The sequence below is a fragment of the Paenibacillus sp. M2 genome (assembly GCF_046713495.1).
Lineage (GTDB): Bacteria > Bacillota > Bacilli > Paenibacillales > Paenibacillaceae > Paenibacillus > Paenibacillus amylolyticus_B.
In genome coordinates, this window is sequence record NZ_CP169648.1 from 6,567,547 (window position 1) to 6,586,612 (window position 19,066).

General features: G+C 47.6%; 17 protein-coding genes. 4 read left to right on the plus strand and 13 right to left on the minus strand.

Translation table 11 applies throughout. The features are described 5' to 3' along the window. Nucleotides 1–56: 56 nt before the first annotated feature. Together ACETMN_RS30025 and ACETMN_RS30030 are read left to right on the plus strand one after the other, a co-directional pair. Nucleotides 57–1,268, plus strand: coding sequence for a sensor histidine kinase (locus ACETMN_RS30025; protein WP_091013088.1), 1,212 nt, complete (start codon nucleotides 57–59; stop codon nucleotides 1,266–1,268). Nucleotides 1,269–1,289: 21 nt separating this feature from the next. After that, a complete protein-coding gene (locus ACETMN_RS30030) occupies nucleotides 1,290–1,979 on the plus strand; it encodes a response regulator transcription factor (protein ID WP_091013085.1) in 690 nt (229 codons plus the stop codon). A gap of 91 nt (nucleotides 1,980–2,070) precedes the next feature. Here ACETMN_RS30030 and ACETMN_RS30035 read toward each other — a convergent pair whose 3' ends face one another. The 5 genes from ACETMN_RS30035 to ftsE all read right to left on the minus strand — a co-directional run bounded on the left by ACETMN_RS30035 (nucleotide 2,071) and on the right by ftsE (nucleotide 8,133). Then, the gene (locus ACETMN_RS30035; protein WP_091013083.1) at nucleotides 2,071–3,399 is read right to left on the minus strand and encodes a PDZ domain-containing protein; all 1,329 of its coding nucleotides are present in this window, start codon (nucleotides 3,397–3,399) and stop codon (nucleotides 2,071–2,073) included. A gap of 64 nt (nucleotides 3,400–3,463) precedes the next feature. Next, complete coding sequence (locus ACETMN_RS30040; protein ID WP_074096593.1) at nucleotides 3,464–4,936, minus strand: S41 family peptidase; 1,473 nt, start codon at nucleotides 4,934–4,936, stop codon at nucleotides 3,464–3,466. Nucleotides 4,937–5,071: 135 nt separating this feature from the next. Next, nucleotides 5,072–6,352, minus strand: coding sequence for a murein hydrolase activator EnvC family protein (locus ACETMN_RS30045; protein WP_091013080.1), 1,281 nt, complete (start codon nucleotides 6,350–6,352; stop codon nucleotides 5,072–5,074). A 187-nt stretch (nucleotides 6,353–6,539) separates the two neighbouring features. Then, a complete protein-coding gene (gene ftsX / locus ACETMN_RS30050) occupies nucleotides 6,540–7,457 on the minus strand; it encodes a permease-like cell division protein FtsX (RefSeq protein WP_091013078.1) in 918 nt (305 codons plus the stop codon). Continuing rightward, nucleotides 7,447–8,133 carry a cell division ATP-binding protein FtsE gene (gene ftsE, locus ACETMN_RS30055; protein ID WP_024631580.1) on the minus strand — a complete coding sequence of 229 codons (687 nt, stop codon included), beginning with the start codon at nucleotides 8,131–8,133 and terminating at the stop codon, nucleotides 7,447–7,449. Before ftsE ends, ftsX begins: the two co-directional genes overlap by 11 nt. A 254-nt stretch (nucleotides 8,134–8,387) precedes the next feature. Between ftsE and ACETMN_RS30060 the strand changes: the two genes are divergently transcribed. After that, nucleotides 8,388–9,821, plus strand: a complete 1,434-nt coding sequence (locus ACETMN_RS30060) for a VanW family protein (protein ID WP_091013075.1) — start codon at nucleotides 8,388–8,390, stop codon at nucleotides 9,819–9,821. A gap of 230 nt (nucleotides 9,822–10,051) precedes the next feature. Here ACETMN_RS30060 and ACETMN_RS30065 read toward each other — a convergent pair whose 3' ends face one another. The 4 genes from ACETMN_RS30065 to ACETMN_RS30080 all read right to left on the minus strand — a co-directional run bounded on the left by ACETMN_RS30065 (nucleotide 10,052) and on the right by ACETMN_RS30080 (nucleotide 13,762). Beyond that, the gene (locus tag ACETMN_RS30065; RefSeq protein WP_091013073.1) at nucleotides 10,052–11,605 is read right to left on the minus strand and encodes an MDR family MFS transporter; all 1,554 of its coding nucleotides are present in this window, start codon (nucleotides 11,603–11,605) and stop codon (nucleotides 10,052–10,054) included. A 72-nt stretch (nucleotides 11,606–11,677) separates the two neighbouring features. Next, nucleotides 11,678–12,361 carry a hypothetical protein gene (locus ACETMN_RS30070; protein ID WP_091013071.1) on the minus strand — a complete coding sequence of 228 codons (684 nt, stop codon included), beginning with the start codon at nucleotides 12,359–12,361 and terminating at the stop codon, nucleotides 11,678–11,680. 34 nt (nucleotides 12,362–12,395) lie between these two features. Beyond that, entirely contained in the window at nucleotides 12,396–13,124 is a 729-nt protein-coding gene (locus ACETMN_RS30075; protein WP_091013067.1) for a polymer-forming cytoskeletal protein, read from the minus strand. Nucleotides 13,125–13,138: 14 nt separating this feature from the next. Continuing rightward, nucleotides 13,139–13,762 carry a YhbD family protein gene (locus ACETMN_RS30080; RefSeq protein WP_091013064.1) on the minus strand — a complete coding sequence of 208 codons (624 nt, stop codon included), beginning with the start codon at nucleotides 13,760–13,762 and terminating at the stop codon, nucleotides 13,139–13,141. A 298-nt stretch (nucleotides 13,763–14,060) separates the two neighbouring features. On the opposite strand from ACETMN_RS30080, the gene ACETMN_RS30085 reads away from it, so the two are divergent. Then, entirely contained in the window at nucleotides 14,061–14,849 is a 789-nt protein-coding gene (locus ACETMN_RS30085; RefSeq protein ID WP_091013061.1) for an alpha/beta hydrolase, read from the plus strand. 205 nt (nucleotides 14,850–15,054) lie between these two features. On the opposite strand, the gene argH is transcribed toward ACETMN_RS30085, so the two are convergent. The 4 genes from argH to ACETMN_RS30105 form a co-directional block, all read right to left on the minus strand. Then, nucleotides 15,055–16,458, minus strand: a complete 1,404-nt coding sequence (argH, locus tag ACETMN_RS30090; RefSeq protein ID WP_091013289.1) for an argininosuccinate lyase — start codon at nucleotides 16,456–16,458, stop codon at nucleotides 15,055–15,057. Nucleotides 16,459–16,564: 106 nt separating this feature from the next. After that, nucleotides 16,565–17,800, minus strand: a complete 1,236-nt coding sequence (locus ACETMN_RS30095) for an argininosuccinate synthase (protein ID WP_091013058.1) — start codon at nucleotides 17,798–17,800, stop codon at nucleotides 16,565–16,567. Between the two features lie 157 nt (nucleotides 17,801–17,957). After that, nucleotides 17,958–18,923: an ornithine carbamoyltransferase gene (gene argF / locus ACETMN_RS30100; protein WP_091013055.1), complete on the minus strand. Its 966-nt coding sequence runs from the start codon at nucleotides 18,921–18,923 to the stop codon at nucleotides 17,958–17,960. Beyond that, complete coding sequence (locus ACETMN_RS30105; protein WP_192135073.1) at nucleotides 18,886–19,041, minus strand: hypothetical protein; 156 nt, start codon at nucleotides 19,039–19,041, stop codon at nucleotides 18,886–18,888. The genes argF and ACETMN_RS30105 overlap by 38 nt, the downstream gene beginning before the upstream one ends. Nucleotides 19,042–19,066: the final 25 nt, after the last annotated feature.

The window sequence follows — 19,066 nt, forward strand, 5'->3', positions numbered from 1 at the left end:
GGGCGCATTACCGAGAGATTTTACTCCACTTTTTATATAAAGGATGTCACTGCCCTATGCCGATGCGGTTTCTGCAATACGGATTAATTATCGTTCCAGCCGTGCTGTACATGTTGATGCTGCCCTTGGACAACGAAGCCGTCTACACCCTATATATCATCATCGCGCTTGGACTCTCCGTGTGGAAAGATTTCAACCGTTCAAGTACACAGCAATGGCTGTTGCTTCTGGCCGAAATACTCTGGAGCTGTTGGCTGATTGCTTCATATGGACCATTTATGTTTTTCCTCTCTCTCTCCGTGCTCTACGTGTATATATACAGACTGGAGGGAAATCGGAGATGGTTGATGTTTGCAATTCAGCTTGTCGCTAACAATGTCGCTTTGCATTGGCATTATTCTGACTCACAGGCGCCGCAGCCAGGGTTAATCACACTAAATACAACCGACATTACCTTACTCTCCACAGAGACAACTGCGATGGTTCTTGGCAACCTGCTTCTACTTATCACAGCGGCTCTGTCCTGGCAGGGATCAAGAACGGCGAGCAGCCGCGGACAACTGGAACAAGTCTATGACGAACTTCGCAGCAAACATTACGAGCTCCAAGAAGCGCGTGCGCAGCTGCTGTTATTTACAAAGCAACTTGAAGGAGTGGCTCAGGCAGAGGAACGTACCCGTATCTCCAGACAGCTTCATGACGATATCGGGCATCGACTGATTCGCACCAAAATGATGTCGGAAGCCGCCCTGCTGACCCTCCCTCTCGATATGGAACAAGGAACGGAAATGGTGAGACAGATTCGCGATCAATTGGCCGATAGTATGGATGATATGCGCAACACACTACACAAACTGCAACCGAATTCCTATGCATCCGAAGCCTACGCCCTGGATCGTCTTCTCGAGGAAGTGGGTAGAGATACTGGCGTGAAGACAAATTATGAAGTTCATGGCCCATCCCATGTGCTGTATCCCAGCATACAAATCGTTCTGTTCAAAAATGCCAAAGAAGCCTTGACCAATGCCCTGCGACACGGAAATGCTTCTTCGATCACTGTGGAGTTGGTATTCGGGGATCAAGAAGTGTGTATGAGTGTAAGTAATGATGGCAAAATCAATCCCCATTCTTCCAAGCGAAATGGCATAGGACAGGAAGGCATGCTTCTGCGCACACAAATGGTGGGAGGAGTCCTGGAGATTCAATCTGCTTATCCGTATACAGTGATTACACGCATTCCATTAACGAACCAGATGGATATACTCTGAAAAAAGGAAGTGAATGTTCTCATGTCCGAACGGAATGATGTGAACAACAAGAATGATTCAGGCCAGCTCCCACTTATTCGGCTGATTCTCGCAGACGATGATTACTTCATTCGTGAGAGCCTGAAAGTGCTGCTCGGACTGGACTCCGGCATTCGCGTTACAGGTACAGCCTCAAATGGACAGGAAGCGTTGGAATTGCTTGAAGCAGGGACGCCTGCGGACGTGGTTTTAATGGATATTCGGATGCCGGAATGTGATGGAGTTGAAGGTACCAAACGCATCAAGTCACGTTTTCCTGAAATCCAGGTGCTCATGCTGACTACGTTTGACGACGATGAGTATATTATTCAGGCATTACAGGATGGAGCAAGCGGTTATTTGCTCAAAAATGTTCCACCCGAGCGGATCATTCAAGGCATCAAGACCGTACATAATGGTGATATGTTAATTCATCCAGATATTGCTCGCAAGCTAACAGGACTTCTTCGTCCTGCTACGACTCCCCTGACACAGAATCCAATCGAAGCCTATGGACTGACACGTATGGAGCTGGCGGTTGCCGAGGCCATATCGGAGGGTTTATCCAATAAGGAAATTGCCGCCAAATTGTTCCTCAGTGAAGGCACGGTCAAAAACTACGTCACAGATATTCTCGGCAAGCTGAGCTTGCGTGATCGGACTCAAATCGCCATCTTTATGCTAAAACAATAACAAAAAAGGTATTTCCCTTGCCTGCGACGGCGCTCGGAAATACCTTTTTCATTGCTTGATGTATGCAACATACTTCATCACGTATGCTTAGTTACATCTCTATGGATCCTTTATCACTGGCCACAGGGGCTGGCGGTAACGCCAATGGGGCTTCGTCCCTTTGTGGTTTTTTCAAGCGGGCAAACAATTTGAGATTGATGATATGGAACAGCGTCAGTGGACGTAACCGAATCGCCCAGACCTCGTGATTGTCCGGTGCCATAATGACCCCAAGCTGATGATGCTCCCCTTCATAGATCGCTCGTTGCATGAACTTGCTTTCTCCTTGGTGATTTCGCACCTCAAGTTTGCAAAAAGCCGGGTTCATCCGCAGGGCACGATGTAACTCTTCTGGTGAATGAACCAACTTACCGTTCACCTTGTACAAGGTCTCTCCTGCTTCAATCCCCAAATCTGCAGCAGGACTCTCCGGAATAACAGCCAATACCTTCAGCCCATGCTGCGGATGGACAAATACCGGACTCCGGTTTTGCTCTTCAAACGCGCTGTACCATACCAGAAATTCATGTCCAATAAATGCAATTAGCGCAGCAACCACCATGAGTGGAGACCACCATGCAGCAAGCAAGCTGAACACGAGCAAAGTTGCCCCGTATATCATCAACCGCTTTGATGAGATCTGCACCTTTTGTCCCGGAAGCATACTCTGCGTTATCTCACCAAATCCGAGCATGATGGGCAATGCAACCAGCATATAACTATGTCCTGCATTCATCAGTGGATTCCATGCCAGCTCCGCGCCACCTCCTGTGACGGGAACAAGAATCAGTAGAGGAATGGCCCAGAACTGTTGCAGTTGATATCCACCAACCAGTTTCCCACGTTTCCCCTCGAAGAGAAGTGGTGATGCCATCGATACCCCCTGCATGCGTACCAACAGGGCTTCACCCATATGTAGAAGCGCCGCTAGGACAAGCAGTGCAGGCATATCCAGGGCACGAAGCGTTTCCGTGATAGTGCCCATCCAACCGGATGGTTGCCAGCCTGAAGCCAGATTCAAACCAAATTGCACCACACCCAGCAACCCGGCCGCGTAGGCAAAGCACAGATACCGGATACGGAACAAGGATAGAATTAATGTTGCAGCCCATATGCATATGAGACTTCCCAGTGTAAGATGTGCACCAAGGAATAGGGACAAGATCGAGACAATGGTACCGATGAGTATGCCTCCGAGCACCGCACGAATCGTCTGTGTTATCGAGCTTTGCAAACGGACATGAAACAATTTACGCTCCTGCAGTAACTGACGATGATAGATCAGCGCAATCAGGATCACCGCAATATAATAAAACGGCTGAATAAACAACTGCAACAAAGCTTCCCCTAATGTAGTTAACCACGGCCATACCCATTCCATTGTGGTCGGTCACCCCTCTCTTTCAGCCGGTTCAGAAAAAAAGAAGGCTGAAAATCAGCCTTCTTTATGGCTTCGACACAGCGGACGAAATATCCTTTGAGACATTTTCGATCGCGCGTTTCAGCTGTGCATCATATTGAGGATTGGCAATACGTTCAATCAGAGCCGCTTCCAGTGATTCAGCGGTTTTCTCGTCAATCTGGCCTGTAGCCTGAATGCCTTTTTGCTTCTGGAATGCCTTGACCGCTTCTTCTGTCTTCTGGTCGTAGTATCCATCCACACGATCCGGTTTGAAATCGAGTCCTCTCAGCATCGTCTGCGCACTTTTCACATCCGTGCTATTGCTGTCATATTTAAGTGGTAACTTCTCTTTGTTAATCGGTGCCACCGAGAAATAATCCGGCTGGTCTACCGCAATATCCGGTTTGATTCCTTTTTCATGAATCCAGTCTCCGTTCGGAGTGAGCCATTTGGCAATGGTGATCTTCAGCAAGCTGCCGTCACCCATTTGCTTGTCATAACTCGTCTGCACGGTTCCTTTACCAAAGGAGTTCTCACCAATCAACTTCGCACCTGCTGACTGTTGTAATGCACCGGCCAGAATCTCCGACGCGCTCGCGCTACCTTTGTTCATCAGGACTGTGACTGGATAAGCTTTAGCTGATCCATTGGATTTACTTTGTTCCTTTTTGCCGTTCTTGTCTTCAACTTGCACAATAACCTTGCCTTTAGGAACAAACTGTTCAGCAATATCAATAACGACTTGCAATACACCGCCTGGGTCATTCCGTACGTCGATGACCAGACCTTTCATGTTCTGCTTCTCGAGCTTCGCCAACTCTTCCTTGAAGCGATCGCCTGTATTCAAAGAGAATTGAGTAATGGCAATAACGCCAATTCCGCCATCTTCCATGTGAGCATATACGGTTTCCAGATCAATGTCATCCCGTACAATCACAAATTCAATCAGCTCGGAAGATCCGGCACGTTTGACCTGTACCTTCGCTTCACTGCCCTTGGGACCTCTGATTTTGTTGACAGCCTTGTTCAGTTCCAAACCTTGCAGGGATTCGCCGTTGACTGACATAATCATGTCTTTGGCACGAATACCCGCTTTCTCGGCAGGTGATCCTTTGATTGGGGAAACAACAACAACGTTTCCATCCTGTGAGGATACCTCTGCGCCAATACCGGTAAATGAACCTTCGATCGACTCTTCAAACTGAGCAGCCGTTTCCTGCCCCATATAGTTGGAGTACGGATCACCAAGCGATTCCATCATGCCGTTGATCGCACCGTCAATCAATTTGGTCTGATCCACGTCTTTATAATAGTTGCTTGAGATCAAATCCATCGCAGTTTCAATCTTTTTCAAATCGTTCTTCTGCTGTGTATTGCCGGTTACACTAGCCAGCAAACCTTCGCCAGCTGTGGTTTGGTTTGCTATTCCCGGGTAAGTCATTAGTACCAGGGTTAGCAAACTACCACCCAGGAGACCCACAATGACAAGCAGTAGCGCCGATCTTTTCTTCATCATCCGTTTGTCACCGCCTTTAGTTTTGAAGCGTGTCCGATTCCATTGTTGCCAGAATCCATTCCCTGAACATGCCAGCTTATTATATGTCTAGCTTGTACGGAATATGTTTTTTCCATTCGAACGACGGAGCAATAATTACAAATAGTTCATCGGATTTACAGCGGTACCGTTATCTCTCACTTCAAAGTGCAAATGAGGTCCAGTAGAGTTCCCTGTATTTCCTGACTCAGCAATGGTATCCCCTTTGCTTACTGTGTCTCCCTTGCTGACTTTGAATCCACCTTCGCGCAAGTGACCATATAACGTCCATAGTCCACCGCCGTGGTCCACAATAACCGTATAGCCATAACCGCTATACCATTCAGCCATGATCACGATTCCGCCAGAAGCAGCGTGAACCGAAGTTCCCTGAGGAACAGCAAAATCGACACCTGCATGCATCTTACCAACTACGCCCGTAATTGGATGGGTACGGGGGCCGAATCCAGAAGAAATACGTCCTCCAGATACTGGTTTTGAGAAGATACCATTACCGGATGAATAGGTAACCTCACTGCTGCTATCCGAGCTGACTCTGGTTGGTGCCTTGGCTGCAGCTTTCGCCCGGGCAGCAGCTGCGGCTTTTGCTTTAGCCGCTGCGGCTGCCTGCTGTTCACGTAATTTATTTTTCTCTTGAAGAAGGGCCGAACGTTTGCTGGCAATCTGCATTAACACATCTTCCTGCTCTTGTGTCAGCTCTTCTGACTCTTCAATTTTAGCATCATATGAAGCGAGAAGCACTTGCTTTTCCGCTTCTTTTTCATTCAATTGGGACTTGCGCTGTTTCTTCTGTGCATACAGGCTCTTGGCTTCCGCATATTGCACATCCAATTCTGCCTTTTTGTCCACGACCAGTTGCTTGTCCGCTTTGTGCTCATCCAGCAGATGCTGATCCTGGTCCACAATCGTTTTGAGTGAATCCGCACGGGTCAGGAAGTCAGTGAAGCTAGTAGAGGACAACAATACATCCAGATAGGATACAGCACCGTCCGTATACATCAGGCGCACGCGTGACTCCAACAATTTTTCCCTTGCAACAATGCGTTCTTCTGCCGCTTGCAGATCTTTTTTCGTTGTACGGAGATCTTCCTCCGTGTTCTCGATCTGCAAGGATACACTCGCCAGTTCATCACTAACGACATTGATCTGTTCCATGACAACCTTCAGATAAGCGTTGGTTTTGTTCTTGTAATGCTGTGCTTCCTTTTTGTTGGAAGCCGCTTTTTTTTGCTCCTGCTTGGCAGAAGCCGCCTTGCTCTCCAGTTGCTGAATCTGTTGGTCAATATCGCTGATGCTACTCTTGGCATATCCGTCAGAAGGTTGAAGCGTCAAACTGGCCAATAACGTAAAGGCCAGTAGCGAAGCGGTTTTTTTCAAAATGATGATCCCCCATCCTATGATTTCACAAGAAAGCAACCTGCACAGGTGGTGAACAGCATGTTCTTTGCTTTCTTCAATCTTAAAAGACTCCGTCTTTCCTACATATCGTCAAACAGCGTCCATTAATGAACCTGCTTTACCATTCTTTTCGACATATTCTGCAATTCGACCGTTGAAAACAAAATTAAACATTGAGTGATTTCCGAATGGACAGTGTACTTCCCAAAATACCTACCAGCACACCGAGTCCAATCAACAGTGTTCCAAACAGCAACCAGATTTCGCCGAGCGGAATCAAGTTAAGCATCTGCATGAAGACATCCTGACCAATCGTCTTCATCAACTGGCTGTATCCAACGAACAGCACCCCAACCGTAATGACCGATCCAATAAATCCAATGAGTGCACCTTCAATAAAGAAAGGCCAGCGAATAAAGGTATTGGTTGCACCAACAAGCTTCATAATTCCGATCTCCCGGCGACGTGCCAGAATCGTTACGCGAATCGTATTCGAGATCAGGAACATGGACATCAGACCCAGTCCCCCGACAAAAATAAATCCGATGTTACGAACAAGTTTCGTAAATTTGAACAACACTTCCACCGTTTCCTTGCCGTAGTTCACTTTCATGATCGGCTTCTCCGGGTGTTTTTCGTTCAAAGCTTCGATTTTTTGCGCCACAAAAGTGACGGTTTCCGGTTCAATGACCTCAACTTCAATGGTCTCCGGCAGTGGGTTGTTGTCCACATCGAAACCGCTAAGCACGTTATCTGCACTCTCTCCAAGACGCTCACGGAACTCCTTGAGTCCTTCTTCCTTGGAAACAAAACGAATCTCACTTACTTCAGGCATCGCGCTGATTTCTTGCTCCAGTGTGTTACGCAGGTTCTCGTCCACATTCAGCTCGAGGAACGTGCTGATCTCCACTTGGCTATCAACCTGATTCGCCATGGAGTTCACATTGAGCACCAGTAGCATAAACACACCAAGAATCAATAGCGACACAATGATGGACATGATGGAGGCCACAGACATCCAGCCGTTGCGGAATACGTTTTTGAATCCCTCCCGCAGATGGCGCAAGAGAGTACTAAAATTCATAACCGTATTCCCCTCTCATCTGATCCCGTACAATCTGTCCACGTTCAATGGCGATTACCCGTTTACGCATCGTGTTTACGATATCTTTGTTGTGGGTCGCCATAACAATGGTTGTCCCCCGAAAATTAATCTCATCCAGCAGTTGCATAATCCCCCATGACGTCTCCGGATCGAGGTTCCCTGTAGGCTCGTCCGCGATAATAACCGACGGGTTATTGACGATAGCCCGTGCAATGGCAATACGCTGCTGTTCTCCACCCGAGAGCTGTGAAGGTTCGCGATTTGCCTTACTCCGCAGTCCCACCAAGTCGAGCACTTCCATCACCCGTTTTTTGATATGACGTTTCGGCGCTTCAATAACTTCCATCGCAAATGCCACATTCTCAAATGCTGTCATCCGTGGCAGCAGACGAAAATCCTGGAACACAACGCCGATGTTACGACGCACATAAGGAATCTTTCTTGGCTTCAACTTACCAATATTAAATCCGTTAATGGATATTTGTCCTTTTGTCGGAACTTCTTCTCTGTACATCAATTTCATAAATGTCGATTTACCTGCGCCGGACGGACCGACGATATAGACAAATTCATTGCGGTCGATCTTCACCGACACCCCTTGTAATGCGTGGGTCCCATTGGCGTAGGTCTTCCACACGTCCTGCATTTCTATCACATCATCACTTCCTGCTCGCATAGTTAGCCATTATCATTTCGACACAATCCCGGCATTTCCTTTAAAAAGACCTGAATTTCATCAGGGAAAAATCCACTTCGTTCCTGTTTCAATGGTGAAGCATGGATTCATATGAAGTTTATTGTAACAAATTTGTTACCTATTGAGTACCCGAAAGTTTTCCTGCATTGGATCATATATATAGAAAGTGTTACAAAGTCGGGAACAACTGAAGTATAAAGGAGCGTACGGTTATGAAAAAAATACATTTGACGGTCATTGTTCTATTCTCCATCCTCTTGATCGGCTCCGCGTCTTATGGATTGCTGTATATGTACGTGAATCAACCTGCCCTGCCCAAAGATGTTCATGTTGGCGGCATGCTGGTGGAGGGGAAGAATCGCAAGAACGTATTGCATGAATTGGATGAACAGATCCAAAAGCTGGAGGACTGGCCTGTCACCTTTGAAGTGACTGAACCCACCCCCCAGACGATGTCGTATACCGCAGCTCAGGTGGGGGTGAGCTACAACGTTAACAGCTTGAAAACCGCGATACAGCAGCTGGAGGAAGGTAACCTGTGGGAACGCGCTTATGCACGTTATCATTTTCCGAAAGAGTTCTCTCTCGATATGAACTACGACTCCAGACCACTCCAAGAACATCTCAGCCCTGCCTGGGAAAAAGAAACCTTCGGTACACCTGCGGACGCTGTTCGCCGCATTACCACAAGTGACAAAGTCCAGTATATCCCGGAAAAGGGCGTCCGCCGCATTGATTGGAATACACTCACAAATCTCATACAAACGAAGCTGCACAGGGATTTCAGTGTACTGAACCCGGATGAGAAACCTGCCCCATTGCTAATACATGTACCACTGTATACGCTGAAGCCTGAAGTAACCCTTGATTCGCTGCGCCAGGAAGGCATTGACCGAAAGATCATCCAGTTCTCCACGGGTCTGGGTAATAGTAGTGAAGGCCGCATACATAATGTCAGCGCAGCGGCGGAAGCGATTAACGGCATGATTTTACCACCGGATGCCACATTCGATTATGAGAAAGTCATCCGTAAGGCTGAAAAAGATTATGGGTTTCGTGAGGCCCCGGTCATTGTCAATGGAAGACTAACCCCCGGAATTGGCGGGGGAATCTGCCAGGTATCAAGTACAGTGTATAATGCAGCGCTATTGACGGGTCTTGATATTATTGAGCGTCGCAACCATTCCCTGCCGGTCAAATATTTGCCCAAAGGACTGGATGCCACCTTTGCGTCGGGAGCCATCAACTTTCGCTTCAAAAATAATACTGGAAAATCCTTACTCATTCATGCAGAGGTGAAGAATCACCAATTGATGGTGAAATTTTTCGGCACCTTCCCGGAGAACGTCAGCTATGCACTTGAATCTCGGACCATTGAAACATTAAGTGTTCCAGTAAAATATGTGTCTAGTACGGTACTGCCTGATGGTGCACAGCAGGTGCTGCAAGACGGACAGCCTGGATATATTGTGGAGACGGTAAGAACCAAGAGGCTGGACGGCAAAGTGGTCGAATCCAAAACGATTACACGGGACACGTACAAAGCTCAGAATCGCCTCATTGCCCGCTCCGGTCATAGCAGCCTACCTGACCCGCAAGGGCCTTCTGTGGTCGAGGACGGGATCAGCGATACGAAGCAGCCTTAATTTTGTTCAAAGCAACCGACAACTTACAGATCACGGAATGGTACAAACAAGGTCCTGCCGTAATTCATGGATAAGCATAAGCTGATCACACGAAAACAAAAAGACACACTTCACGTCCCTTTTGAGGATAAGCGAGAAGTGTGTCTCTACATTTTCAAGATAAGTTAATCGAGTTTTACCAATCTAAGATTAACTTTACTACCGTAACTCACGATTTACTGCATTACGGTTTAGTGACCGCCGGTGTATTCGCCTTGCTCTTCGCCTACAACCATCTTCTCTTTTCCCATGAAGAAGGAAGCGACCAACGCGAGTGCAGCCGGAATCACAGCCCAGGCAAATAACTGCACGATGGAAGAAGATAGAGCATGTGTGATGCTATCCAGCACCTGAGGCGGAATCGCCTGTCTGAGTTCTGGTGAGAGCAACGCATGTGGATCGGTCAGATCCATTCCCTGAGGCATACCACCCGCGGAAGCACCACCTGTCTCCGCAGCTGATCCAGCGAGAGCGTCATTCATTTTACGCGTAAATACCTGGCTCTGCACGATACCAAAGATCGTAATACCCATCGTCATTCCGAGGGACCGCAAAAAGTTAAGTGTGGAGCTTGCCGCTCCGCGTCTTCGCGGTTCAAATGCGTTCATGGCTGCATTGCTGAGTACCGAGAACGAAGCCCCGACACCCAGACCAACCATCACCATGTAAATACGTATCGTCCAGAGGGAAGAACTCTCATCCAACGTAGTCAGCAATCCGAGTCCAATGACAAGTAAGGCCAACGTAGGAATCATGATATTGCGATATTTGATTTTGGTCATGAGCACACCGCCCAGGGACGCCGTCACAACGGACCCCAGCATCATCGGTAAAAGTACGAGACCGGAGTTGGTCGCTTTACCACCAAGTACCCCCTGTATAAAGATCGGAATGTACACGGATGCTGTAATGAACGCCGCACCACTGAACATACCAATAACGTTACTGGACCAGTAGACCCGGTTGCGGAACATGTTGAAGGAGATGATTGGTTCTTTGGCTTTTGTTTCTGCAAACAGGAAAAGCAGCGCTAATGCTACAAATCCGGCAAACAAGCCAAGAATCTGCCAGGAACCCCAGGCAAACGTTTTGCCGCCCAGTTCCAGACCAAAGATCAGGCACACAACAGCACCGATCAGCGTTACAGCACCCAGCCAGTCGATCTGTTGGGATTGATGCTGATGAGACTCTTTGTAGAAGAATGCAATAAACACAAATGCAATCAAGCCGAGTGGCAGGTTGATATAGAATACCCATTCCCATGTCGCATACTGAGTAATATAAGCACCAAGCAATGGTCCAAAGACGCTGGACAGACCAAAGACCGCTCCAAACAACCCACCCAATTTACCACGAGATTCTGGTGCAACGACATCAAACATAATCGTAAAGGCAATCGGCACCAAGGCACCCGCACCAATACCCTGAATCGCTCTGTACATCGTCAATTCCACAATAGACGTTGCCGTTCCGCACAGTGCTGAGCCGAGCATAAACACAATAATACCAAATACAAAAAACTTCTTCCGTCCATACATATCGGATAACTTACCGAAGATCGGCATCCCTGCCATCTCAGCCACCATGTACGCGGAGGTAACCCAGACGAACTTGTCGAGCCCACCCAGTTTCCCGACAATATCCCCCATAGCTGTTGCCACGATGGTATTATCCATCGAAGCCATTAGTATGCTGAGCAGTAACCCTGCCAGCACCAATCCAATACTGTTTTTACGTGCAACCATTGTACTCAATCTCTCCATTCACGCTCTATTCATATGACTGCATTAGTATATCCGAAAAGAAGTTTACGTTAATCAGTCCAAGGACCGATTGCTTTGCAGCAAAACTTCCGATTGCGGATGAATTTGCAGAGATGAACGGTATTCCACTGTACCGATCCGGCAGCCAGGACCGATTTTTATTTTATCGCCACGCACAATCTCGGCCTCCGTATTTTCTAATTCAATATCATCACCTTCGATAATCTGTGCCTTGAGAATTGACTTATTCCCCGAAAACAAGTCATTCAACCGGCCACTCTTCACCGAGATGATGGCACCGCCCATTTCCTTGACCTCGGATGGACCCATGATTTTGAGTGACATGTGTTCAGCGCTGAGCATCCCCGCTATCGTCAACCGTCCGTTCAGCTTGATATTTTCCGCCTGACAATCCCCGGACAGATGAAGTTCACCTACCACTTTTATATGCTCAGCTTTGGCATGCAGGCCAGATGCCTGGATTCCATCCTCACCATCGTTGCTGGTCTCTCGCTCTGTTAGAGTCAGGGTTCCGGTAATTTTAATATCTGTGGATTCAAGCGATCCGTATATGACCGATGTACCCGTACATTTGAAGCGATCACAAGATAGATTGTCGTTGAAGGTTGCATCCCCTACGACCTTGACCTTGCCGTACACGCCCCCAGCAGAACTGCCATCACCAACGATGCTGATATCCATTTTTTTGTCCAAAGAACGCCCAGGATTGTTATTCATGTCGATCCCATCCCTTTCTCTCCATATCCAAAATTTAAATTCGCTGACTGCCGCCCACCTTGGCATCCTGATCTACCTCAAGTTCACCTGAATACTCGACCAGCCTAATGTTACAGCCGCGACCGATAAAAATGTTACTCCCCCGAACAATATCAGCTTCGGTATCTTCCAGCACAATCTCATCACCTTCAATTAAGGATGTCTTAAACGATGGAGTCCCGCCCAGGCCAATACTTTTCCAAAATCCATTCTGTTGTTCCTTGCGACGAATATCGATACGCTCTCCGCCAATCTCTTTAGCCGAAGAAGATGTGTGAAGTCGGATCTCCACCGTTCCTGCATTCAAAAAGCCACTGATTTTAATATTGCCTCGTACATTCAGGGACTCGCATTGCACATCCCCTTCAATATCAATCACACCGCCAATATCAATACGTTCCCCATCCACTCTTCCCCGTACGGTGCATTTCCCGTTCACTTCAAGCTCAGGGCTATGAAGATCTCCGTTAATTGTTGTCATACCATCCACACGAACACGCGAACTGGTCAAGGGGCCATTCAACGTACACATGCCGTTAATCGTTGCACTCTCGGAGCTTAAAGCGCCGTGCATCTTCAATGTTCCATTCACTTCCATAGAGGTGCAGTCCAGGTTACCGTTCACCTTAGCCATGCCATCAATAGATACACGGTGAAAATTCCCGCCTGCCGTTTGACTTATGCCCGCCACATTCAGATCATTCCGCTTATTCCGCTCTTCCATAGATGATCCTCTCCTTATCCCAATTTGAGTTTTAATTCTTCCATAAATGTTCCCATCGGCTGCCTAAGAACCACTTTCACACCATTGTCAAAATAAAACTCCGTTCCTGCTGTTACCAGCATGAATGAAGGAACACCCATCTTACGAATAAGCACGAGTTCGCTGGGTTTGCCTGTAAAACGATAATAATGTTCAGACATCACATCGATCAGCAACGCACCCTCTTGCCGAGTAATATCTCCGCTCATTAACAGCTTATCAAGGACGTAGAGCATCATAATCTGCTCCAAAGCATACAACGGTTGTTCCCGACCTGCTTCTTTCAATAGATCCAGCGAGATTTGTGAAACAATGTTTCGCTCTAACAGTTGCTCTGCAGACATTTCCACTTCACCCAACGTAGGTGAGAACACGTCTGCCAGCTCATCCAGTGATAATCCGTCTTTCATATTGAGAATTTTGTCAATGCGCAGTAAAATCTGTTGTTTGGGAAAAAAGGTCTCTTGTCCGGTGTAGGACGACTTCCGAATGAACCATTCTTCCGGAATGAGATTTTTCCGCTTCCAACGGTATAACTGGCCGTATGAGATTCCTGTCAGGTCCAACAATTCTTTCTTGGAGATCAAATCTTCCATCATATATGGTCCCCCTTTTTATTGAAATGAGTGTAACATAACATTGTTACGTTGTAAACAACGTCGTAACAATGTTGATCTCCCCTCCATTCCACTCATCTAACTTAGCCTGTTGAAACCTTACAATTTAGAGATACTCCTTCATGATTTTTTAATGTGCATCTTGTTATTGCATTGCACGAGCAATGCGTATAACCTGTTAAATATGGATACTTAAAAGCTATTAGGGAGCAATCCCGGCTCATCCTCTCAAGTCAAAAACACGTGGTTAACGAACTTATGAAAGGGGTTTCTTATACTCATGGCACTTATTAAATGTGATTTTTACTCCGATACGCTTGGGCTGAGTACCAGCATGCATGTCATCCTCCCGCAACAAACCCACAATCAGATCGGTATGGAGAACGTGACCGGCAAAGGTCTTCACCCAACCCTGTACCTGTTACACGGTCTATCGGACGATGATTCCATCTGGCTGCGCCGCACATCGATTGAACGTTATGTAGCAAACCTTGGAATCGCCGTTGTTATGCCACAGGTACATCGCAGTTTCTATACAGATATGGTCGAAGGCGGAAAATACTGGACGTTTATCAGCGAAGAACTGCCCTCACTTGCTCGTTCTTTCTTCCCTCTGTCACCAAAGCGTGAGGATAACTTCGTTGCTGGATTATCCATGGGTGGTTATGGCGCGTTTAAGCTGGCCCTTCGTAAACCAGAGCAATATGCGGCAGCTGCCAGTTTGTCTGGAGCACTCGATATGTCTGCACATATGGATAGAAACGCATCCTCCGCATTGCAACAGGCTGAGTTACAACGGATTTTTGGACCAGAGGTGGCAGGCACTGAGAATGATCTGATTCATCTGTTAAAAGAAAGCCATTCTAGCGAAAGTCCTCGACCTTTGCTCTACCAATGCTGCGGAACGGAAGATTTCCTGTATGAGGATAATCAAACCTTCCGGCATGCCTGTGAACAAACGAACTTCGAATTGACATACGAGGAAGGGCCTGGTGAACATGAGTGGGGCTACTGGGATGCCAAGATTCAGGATGTATTGAAATGGTTGCCTTTACAAAAGCGCGATTAGTGGAGAATTGCAATGGAGCTACCACGAGTAACTAAACTGGTACTCCGATAGTAGAACAACCTACCTTCCGTTCGCGGTTGAGTTCAATATATCTAGAGCATATCGCTGTAAAACACAAAAAAGCAGGCCGTTGAGAACAAAGTTCTCTGGCCTGCTTCTTTATTGTACTGTCGTATCTGTACAAATACCTATAGTAACCGTGGTATTAACCGCGGTTCTTAATCCATTGCTCGGTAATTTCCAGTACCTTCTCACTGCGTCCGATGGCTTCGGCGACTTGACCCGAAGCTGTCCCGCCGTAAACATTACGAGCGTTCACTACCGCTTCCGGTTGCAGCACATCATAGATCCGGTCATCAAACAGTGGTGAGAACTGACGGAATTCATCAATCGTCAGATCCAGCAAATACTTGCTGTTCTGGATGCAGTACAGTACCGTTTTACCAATCACTTCATGCGCCTGACGGAAAGGCAAGCCTTCGCCCACGAGGAAATCGGCAATATCCGTAGCGTTGGAGAAATCCTGGTTGACCGCTTGACGCATCCGATCCTTGTTCACGGTCATTGTCGCGATCATTGGAGCAAACAGTTGCAGCGCACCCTCCAGCGTCGCCACTGTGTCAAACATGCCTTCTTTGTCTTCCTGCATGTCTTTGTTGTATGCCAGTGGAAGAGATTTCAATACCGTCAGCAAACCGATCAGGTTGCCGTACACACGTCCTGTTTTACCACGAACGAGTTCAGGAACATCCGGGTTTTTCTTCTGAGGCATAATGCTGCTGCCTGTGCAGAACGCATCGTCCAGTTCAACGAATCCAAACTCCGTGCTGCTCCACAGCACCAGCTCTTCACTCAGACGGGACAAGTGAGTCATAATGAGCGAAGCTGCCGCCAGGAACTCAACGATGAAATCACGGTCGCTTACTGCGTCCAGACTGTTCTCGTACACGCCATCAAAGCCCAGTTGTTCCGCCACAAAATGACGGTCAATCGGGAAGGTTGTGCCCGCGAGCGCACCTGCACCCAGTGGCAGGATGTTAATGCGTTTGTAGCTGTCCATCAGACGCTCCGCATCCCGTTGGAACATGGATACATATGCCATCAGGTGATGGGCGAAAAGAATCGGCTGTGCCCGTTGAAGATGCGTATAACCCGGTACGATGGTATCGAGGTTATCTTTTGCTTGTCCAATCAGTGCTTCCTGTAAGGAATGCAGCATGCCTACAAATCCAACCACGCGCTCACGCAAGTATAGGTGCATATCCGTTGCAACCTGGTCATTCCGGCTACGGCCTGTATGTAATTTGCCACCTACAGGGCCAATCGTCTCGATCAGGTTTTTCTCAATATTCATATGGATGTCTTCGTCCGATACGGAGAATTCCACTTCGCCCGCACGAATTTTGTGCAGAACGGTGATCAATCCTTCTTTGATGGTCTCTACATCTTCCACCGGAAGAATACCGCATTTGCCCAGCATTGTCACATGGGCCAGACTTCCTTGAATGTCTTCCTCAGCCAAAGCTTTGTCAAAGTTAATCGATGCCGTATATTCCTCAACCAAATGATTGGTTTGTTTCGTAAAACGTCCTCCCCACAGCTTGCTCACAGTGAGTACTCCCCTTTCGCTCATGGACAAAGCCGCTCCTGCCAGATGTGCAAGAACGGCCTGTCTTGTCAATTATATTAGTGTCGCTCTAGTATGCGGGTTGAAGTTAGTTTTTGTTTTGCTCCACACCGGAGTTTACTTTCAAACGCAGTGCGTTCAGGCGGATAAAGCCAGTTGCATCCCCTTGATCGTAAGCTTGTGTTGGATCAGCTTCCATCGTTGCGATGTCCGGGTTGTAAAGGCTGACAGGACTTTTCACACCTGCGCCAATGATATTGCCTTTGTACAGTTTCACACGAACGGTACCTGTAACGTTCTTCTGGCTTTCGCTCACCAGCGCTTGCAGCGCCAGACGTTCCGGTGCGAACCAGAAACCGTTGTATACCAATGTGCTGTAACGTGTGATCAGGCTATCACGCAGGTTCATCACTTCACGGTCCATCGTGATGGATTCCATTTTGCGATGTGCTGTGAACAAGATTGTTCCACCTGGTGTTTCGTATACGCCACGGCTCTTCATACCAACAAAACGGTTTTCAACCATATCTACACGGCCAATACCATGTTTGCCACCCAGCTCGTTCAGTTGCTCCATCACTTGCAGCGGGCTCAGGCGCTCACCGTTCAGTGCAACACAGTCACCTTGTTCGAATTCCAGTTCAACATATTCCGCTTGATCTGGTGCATCTTCAGGTGCACTGCTCAGCAGGAACATGTCTTTGTTCTCGTCCGCGCTTGGATCGAACCAAGGATCTTCGAGCACACCGCTCTCATAGCTGATATGCAGCAAGTTACGGTCTGTGGAGTATGGTTTAGCCGCAGATGCGGTTACCGGAATGCCATGTTTTTCAGCGTAAGCAATCATCTCGGCGCGTCCCGGGAACTGGTTGCGGAATTCTTCCAGACGCCAAGGTGCAATGACGTTAATGTCGGGTGTCAGCGCAGCCGCGTTCAGCTCAAAACGAACTTGGTCATTTCCTTTACCCGTAGCGCCGTGAGCGATGGCTGTAGCGCCTTCTGCACGAGCGATATCCACCATACGTTTAGCGATCAGTGGACGAGCAATACTTGTGCCAAGCAGGTATTGTCCTTCATAGAGGGCACCTGCCTGGAACATCGGATAGATGAAATCTTTTGCGAATTCATCGCGTAGATCGTCAATGTATACTTTGGAAGCGCCTGTTGCCAGTGCTTTTTCCTCCAATCCATCCAATTCATCCTTTTGTCCGATATCCGCAGTGAAAGCGATAATCTCAGCATCATATGTTTCTTTCAACCATTTCAAAATTACAGATGTGTCCAACCCGCCTGAATACGCGAGTACGATTTTTTCCTTAGCCATGTTCAATGGTCCTCCCCAAGATCAGTTAAGTTAAACAGAGCCTTCATACACTGAATCCTACGAACTTCTTGTTTAACTAACTTTTTAAAGTACATTATAGATGAATCTATCATCGCGAAATCTGCGCCTAAAATCAACCCATAAAGGCAAACAGCATCTATTCGCTCATTAACGCAGCCATTAACGCTTTCTGTGCATGCAAGCGATTCTCCGCCTGATCAAAGATCAGGGAGTTTGGCCCGTCAATTACACCGGCACTCACTTCTTCGCCGCGGTGTGCTGGCAGACAATGCAAGAACATGTAGTCCGGCTTCGCGCCTTTCATCAGTTCCTCGTCCACTTGATATGCCGCAAATGCCTGCTCACGAATCTTCTGCTCTTCCTCAAAGCCCATGCTAGCCCATACATCCGTATACACGATATCTGCATCTTTGGCTGCTTCTTGTGCACTGTAGGTTACAGTCACTTCAGAACCGCTCTCTTGTGCGATAATGCGTGCCTGCTCCACAACTGCGCTATCCGGCTCATAACCTTCTGGCGTTGCTACAGCAACATGCATACCCATCTTCGCTGCTCCGAGCATCAGGGAATGTGCCATGTTGTTGCCATCTCCGATGTAAGCCATTTTCAGACCTGCGAGCTTGCCTTTGTGTTCCAGCACCGTTTGGAAGTCTGCCAGAACCTGACAAGGATGCGCTGCATCGCTCAGGCCGTTAATAACCGGAACATCCGCATGCTCTGCCAGTTCAGTTACATTATGGTGTCCAAAGGTACGGATCATGATGCCGTCCAGGTAACGGGACAACACTTTGGCTGTATCATGTGTTGTTTCCCCGCGACCCAGCTGGATATCATTTTTGCTCAGGAAGAGTGCGTGTCCGCCCAATTGGAACATGCCCACTTCAAAGGATACACGCGTACGTGTGGATGATTTTTCAAAAATAAGTCCGATCGTTTTACCCTTCAACGGTTGAAAAGGTACACCGTTTTTTTGCTTGCCTTTAATCTCGATCGCGAGATCAAGCAGATAACGAATCTCCTCTGCCGTGTAGTCCGTGAATTCGATAAAATCCCGGCCTCTCAGATCAATCTTCTGAATCTTTTCCGTCTGTTGTGCTGTCATCTATAATGTCCTCCTTATTTCCGGTTCCCTGCACCCGCATGGGCAGAAGAGAGAGCAACATTGACACTTTGGCTTCGTGCTTCTCAAATGTATTCATTTCCACCTTCTGCGAGTTCACCGCGCGGCTACAGGGATTCATCATC

Excerpts from the sequence above, each read along its gene's own strand:
- ACETMN_RS30025 (WP_091013088.1), top strand. The coding sequence starts at position 57 with ATGCCGATGCGGTTTCTGCAATACGGATTAATTATCGTTCCAGCCGTG.
- ACETMN_RS30030 (WP_091013085.1), top strand. The coding sequence starts at position 1,290 with ATGTCCGAACGGAATGATGTGAACAACAAGAATGATTCAGGCCAGCTC.
- ACETMN_RS30035 (WP_091013083.1), bottom strand. The coding sequence starts at position 3,399 with ATGGAATGGGTATGGCCGTGGTTAACTACATTAGGGGAAGCTTTGTTG.
- ACETMN_RS30040 (WP_074096593.1), bottom strand. The coding sequence starts at position 4,936 with ATGATGAAGAAAAGATCGGCGCTACTGCTTGTCATTGTGGGTCTCCTG.
- ftsX (WP_091013078.1), bottom strand. The coding sequence starts at position 7,457 with ATGAATTTTAGTACTCTCTTGCGCCATCTGCGGGAGGGATTCAAAAAC.
- ACETMN_RS30060 (WP_091013075.1), top strand. The coding sequence starts at position 8,388 with ATGAAAAAAATACATTTGACGGTCATTGTTCTATTCTCCATCCTCTTG.
- ACETMN_RS30065 (WP_091013073.1), bottom strand. The coding sequence starts at position 11,605 with ATGGTTGCACGTAAAAACAGTATTGGATTGGTGCTGGCAGGGTTACTG.
- ACETMN_RS30070 (WP_091013071.1), bottom strand. The coding sequence starts at position 12,361 with ATGAATAACAATCCTGGGCGTTCTTTGGACAAAAAAATGGATATCAGC.
- ACETMN_RS30075 (WP_091013067.1), bottom strand. The coding sequence starts at position 13,124 with ATGGAAGAGCGGAATAAGCGGAATGATCTGAATGTGGCGGGCATAAGT.
- ACETMN_RS30080 (WP_091013064.1), bottom strand. The coding sequence starts at position 13,762 with ATGATGGAAGATTTGATCTCCAAGAAAGAATTGTTGGACCTGACAGGA.
- ACETMN_RS30085 (WP_091013061.1), top strand. The coding sequence starts at position 14,061 with ATGGCACTTATTAAATGTGATTTTTACTCCGATACGCTTGGGCTGAGT.
- ACETMN_RS30095 (WP_091013058.1), bottom strand. The coding sequence starts at position 17,800 with ATGGCTAAGGAAAAAATCGTACTCGCGTATTCAGGCGGGTTGGACACA.
- argF (WP_091013055.1), bottom strand. The coding sequence starts at position 18,923 with ATGACAGCACAACAGACGGAAAAGATTCAGAAGATTGATCTGAGAGGC.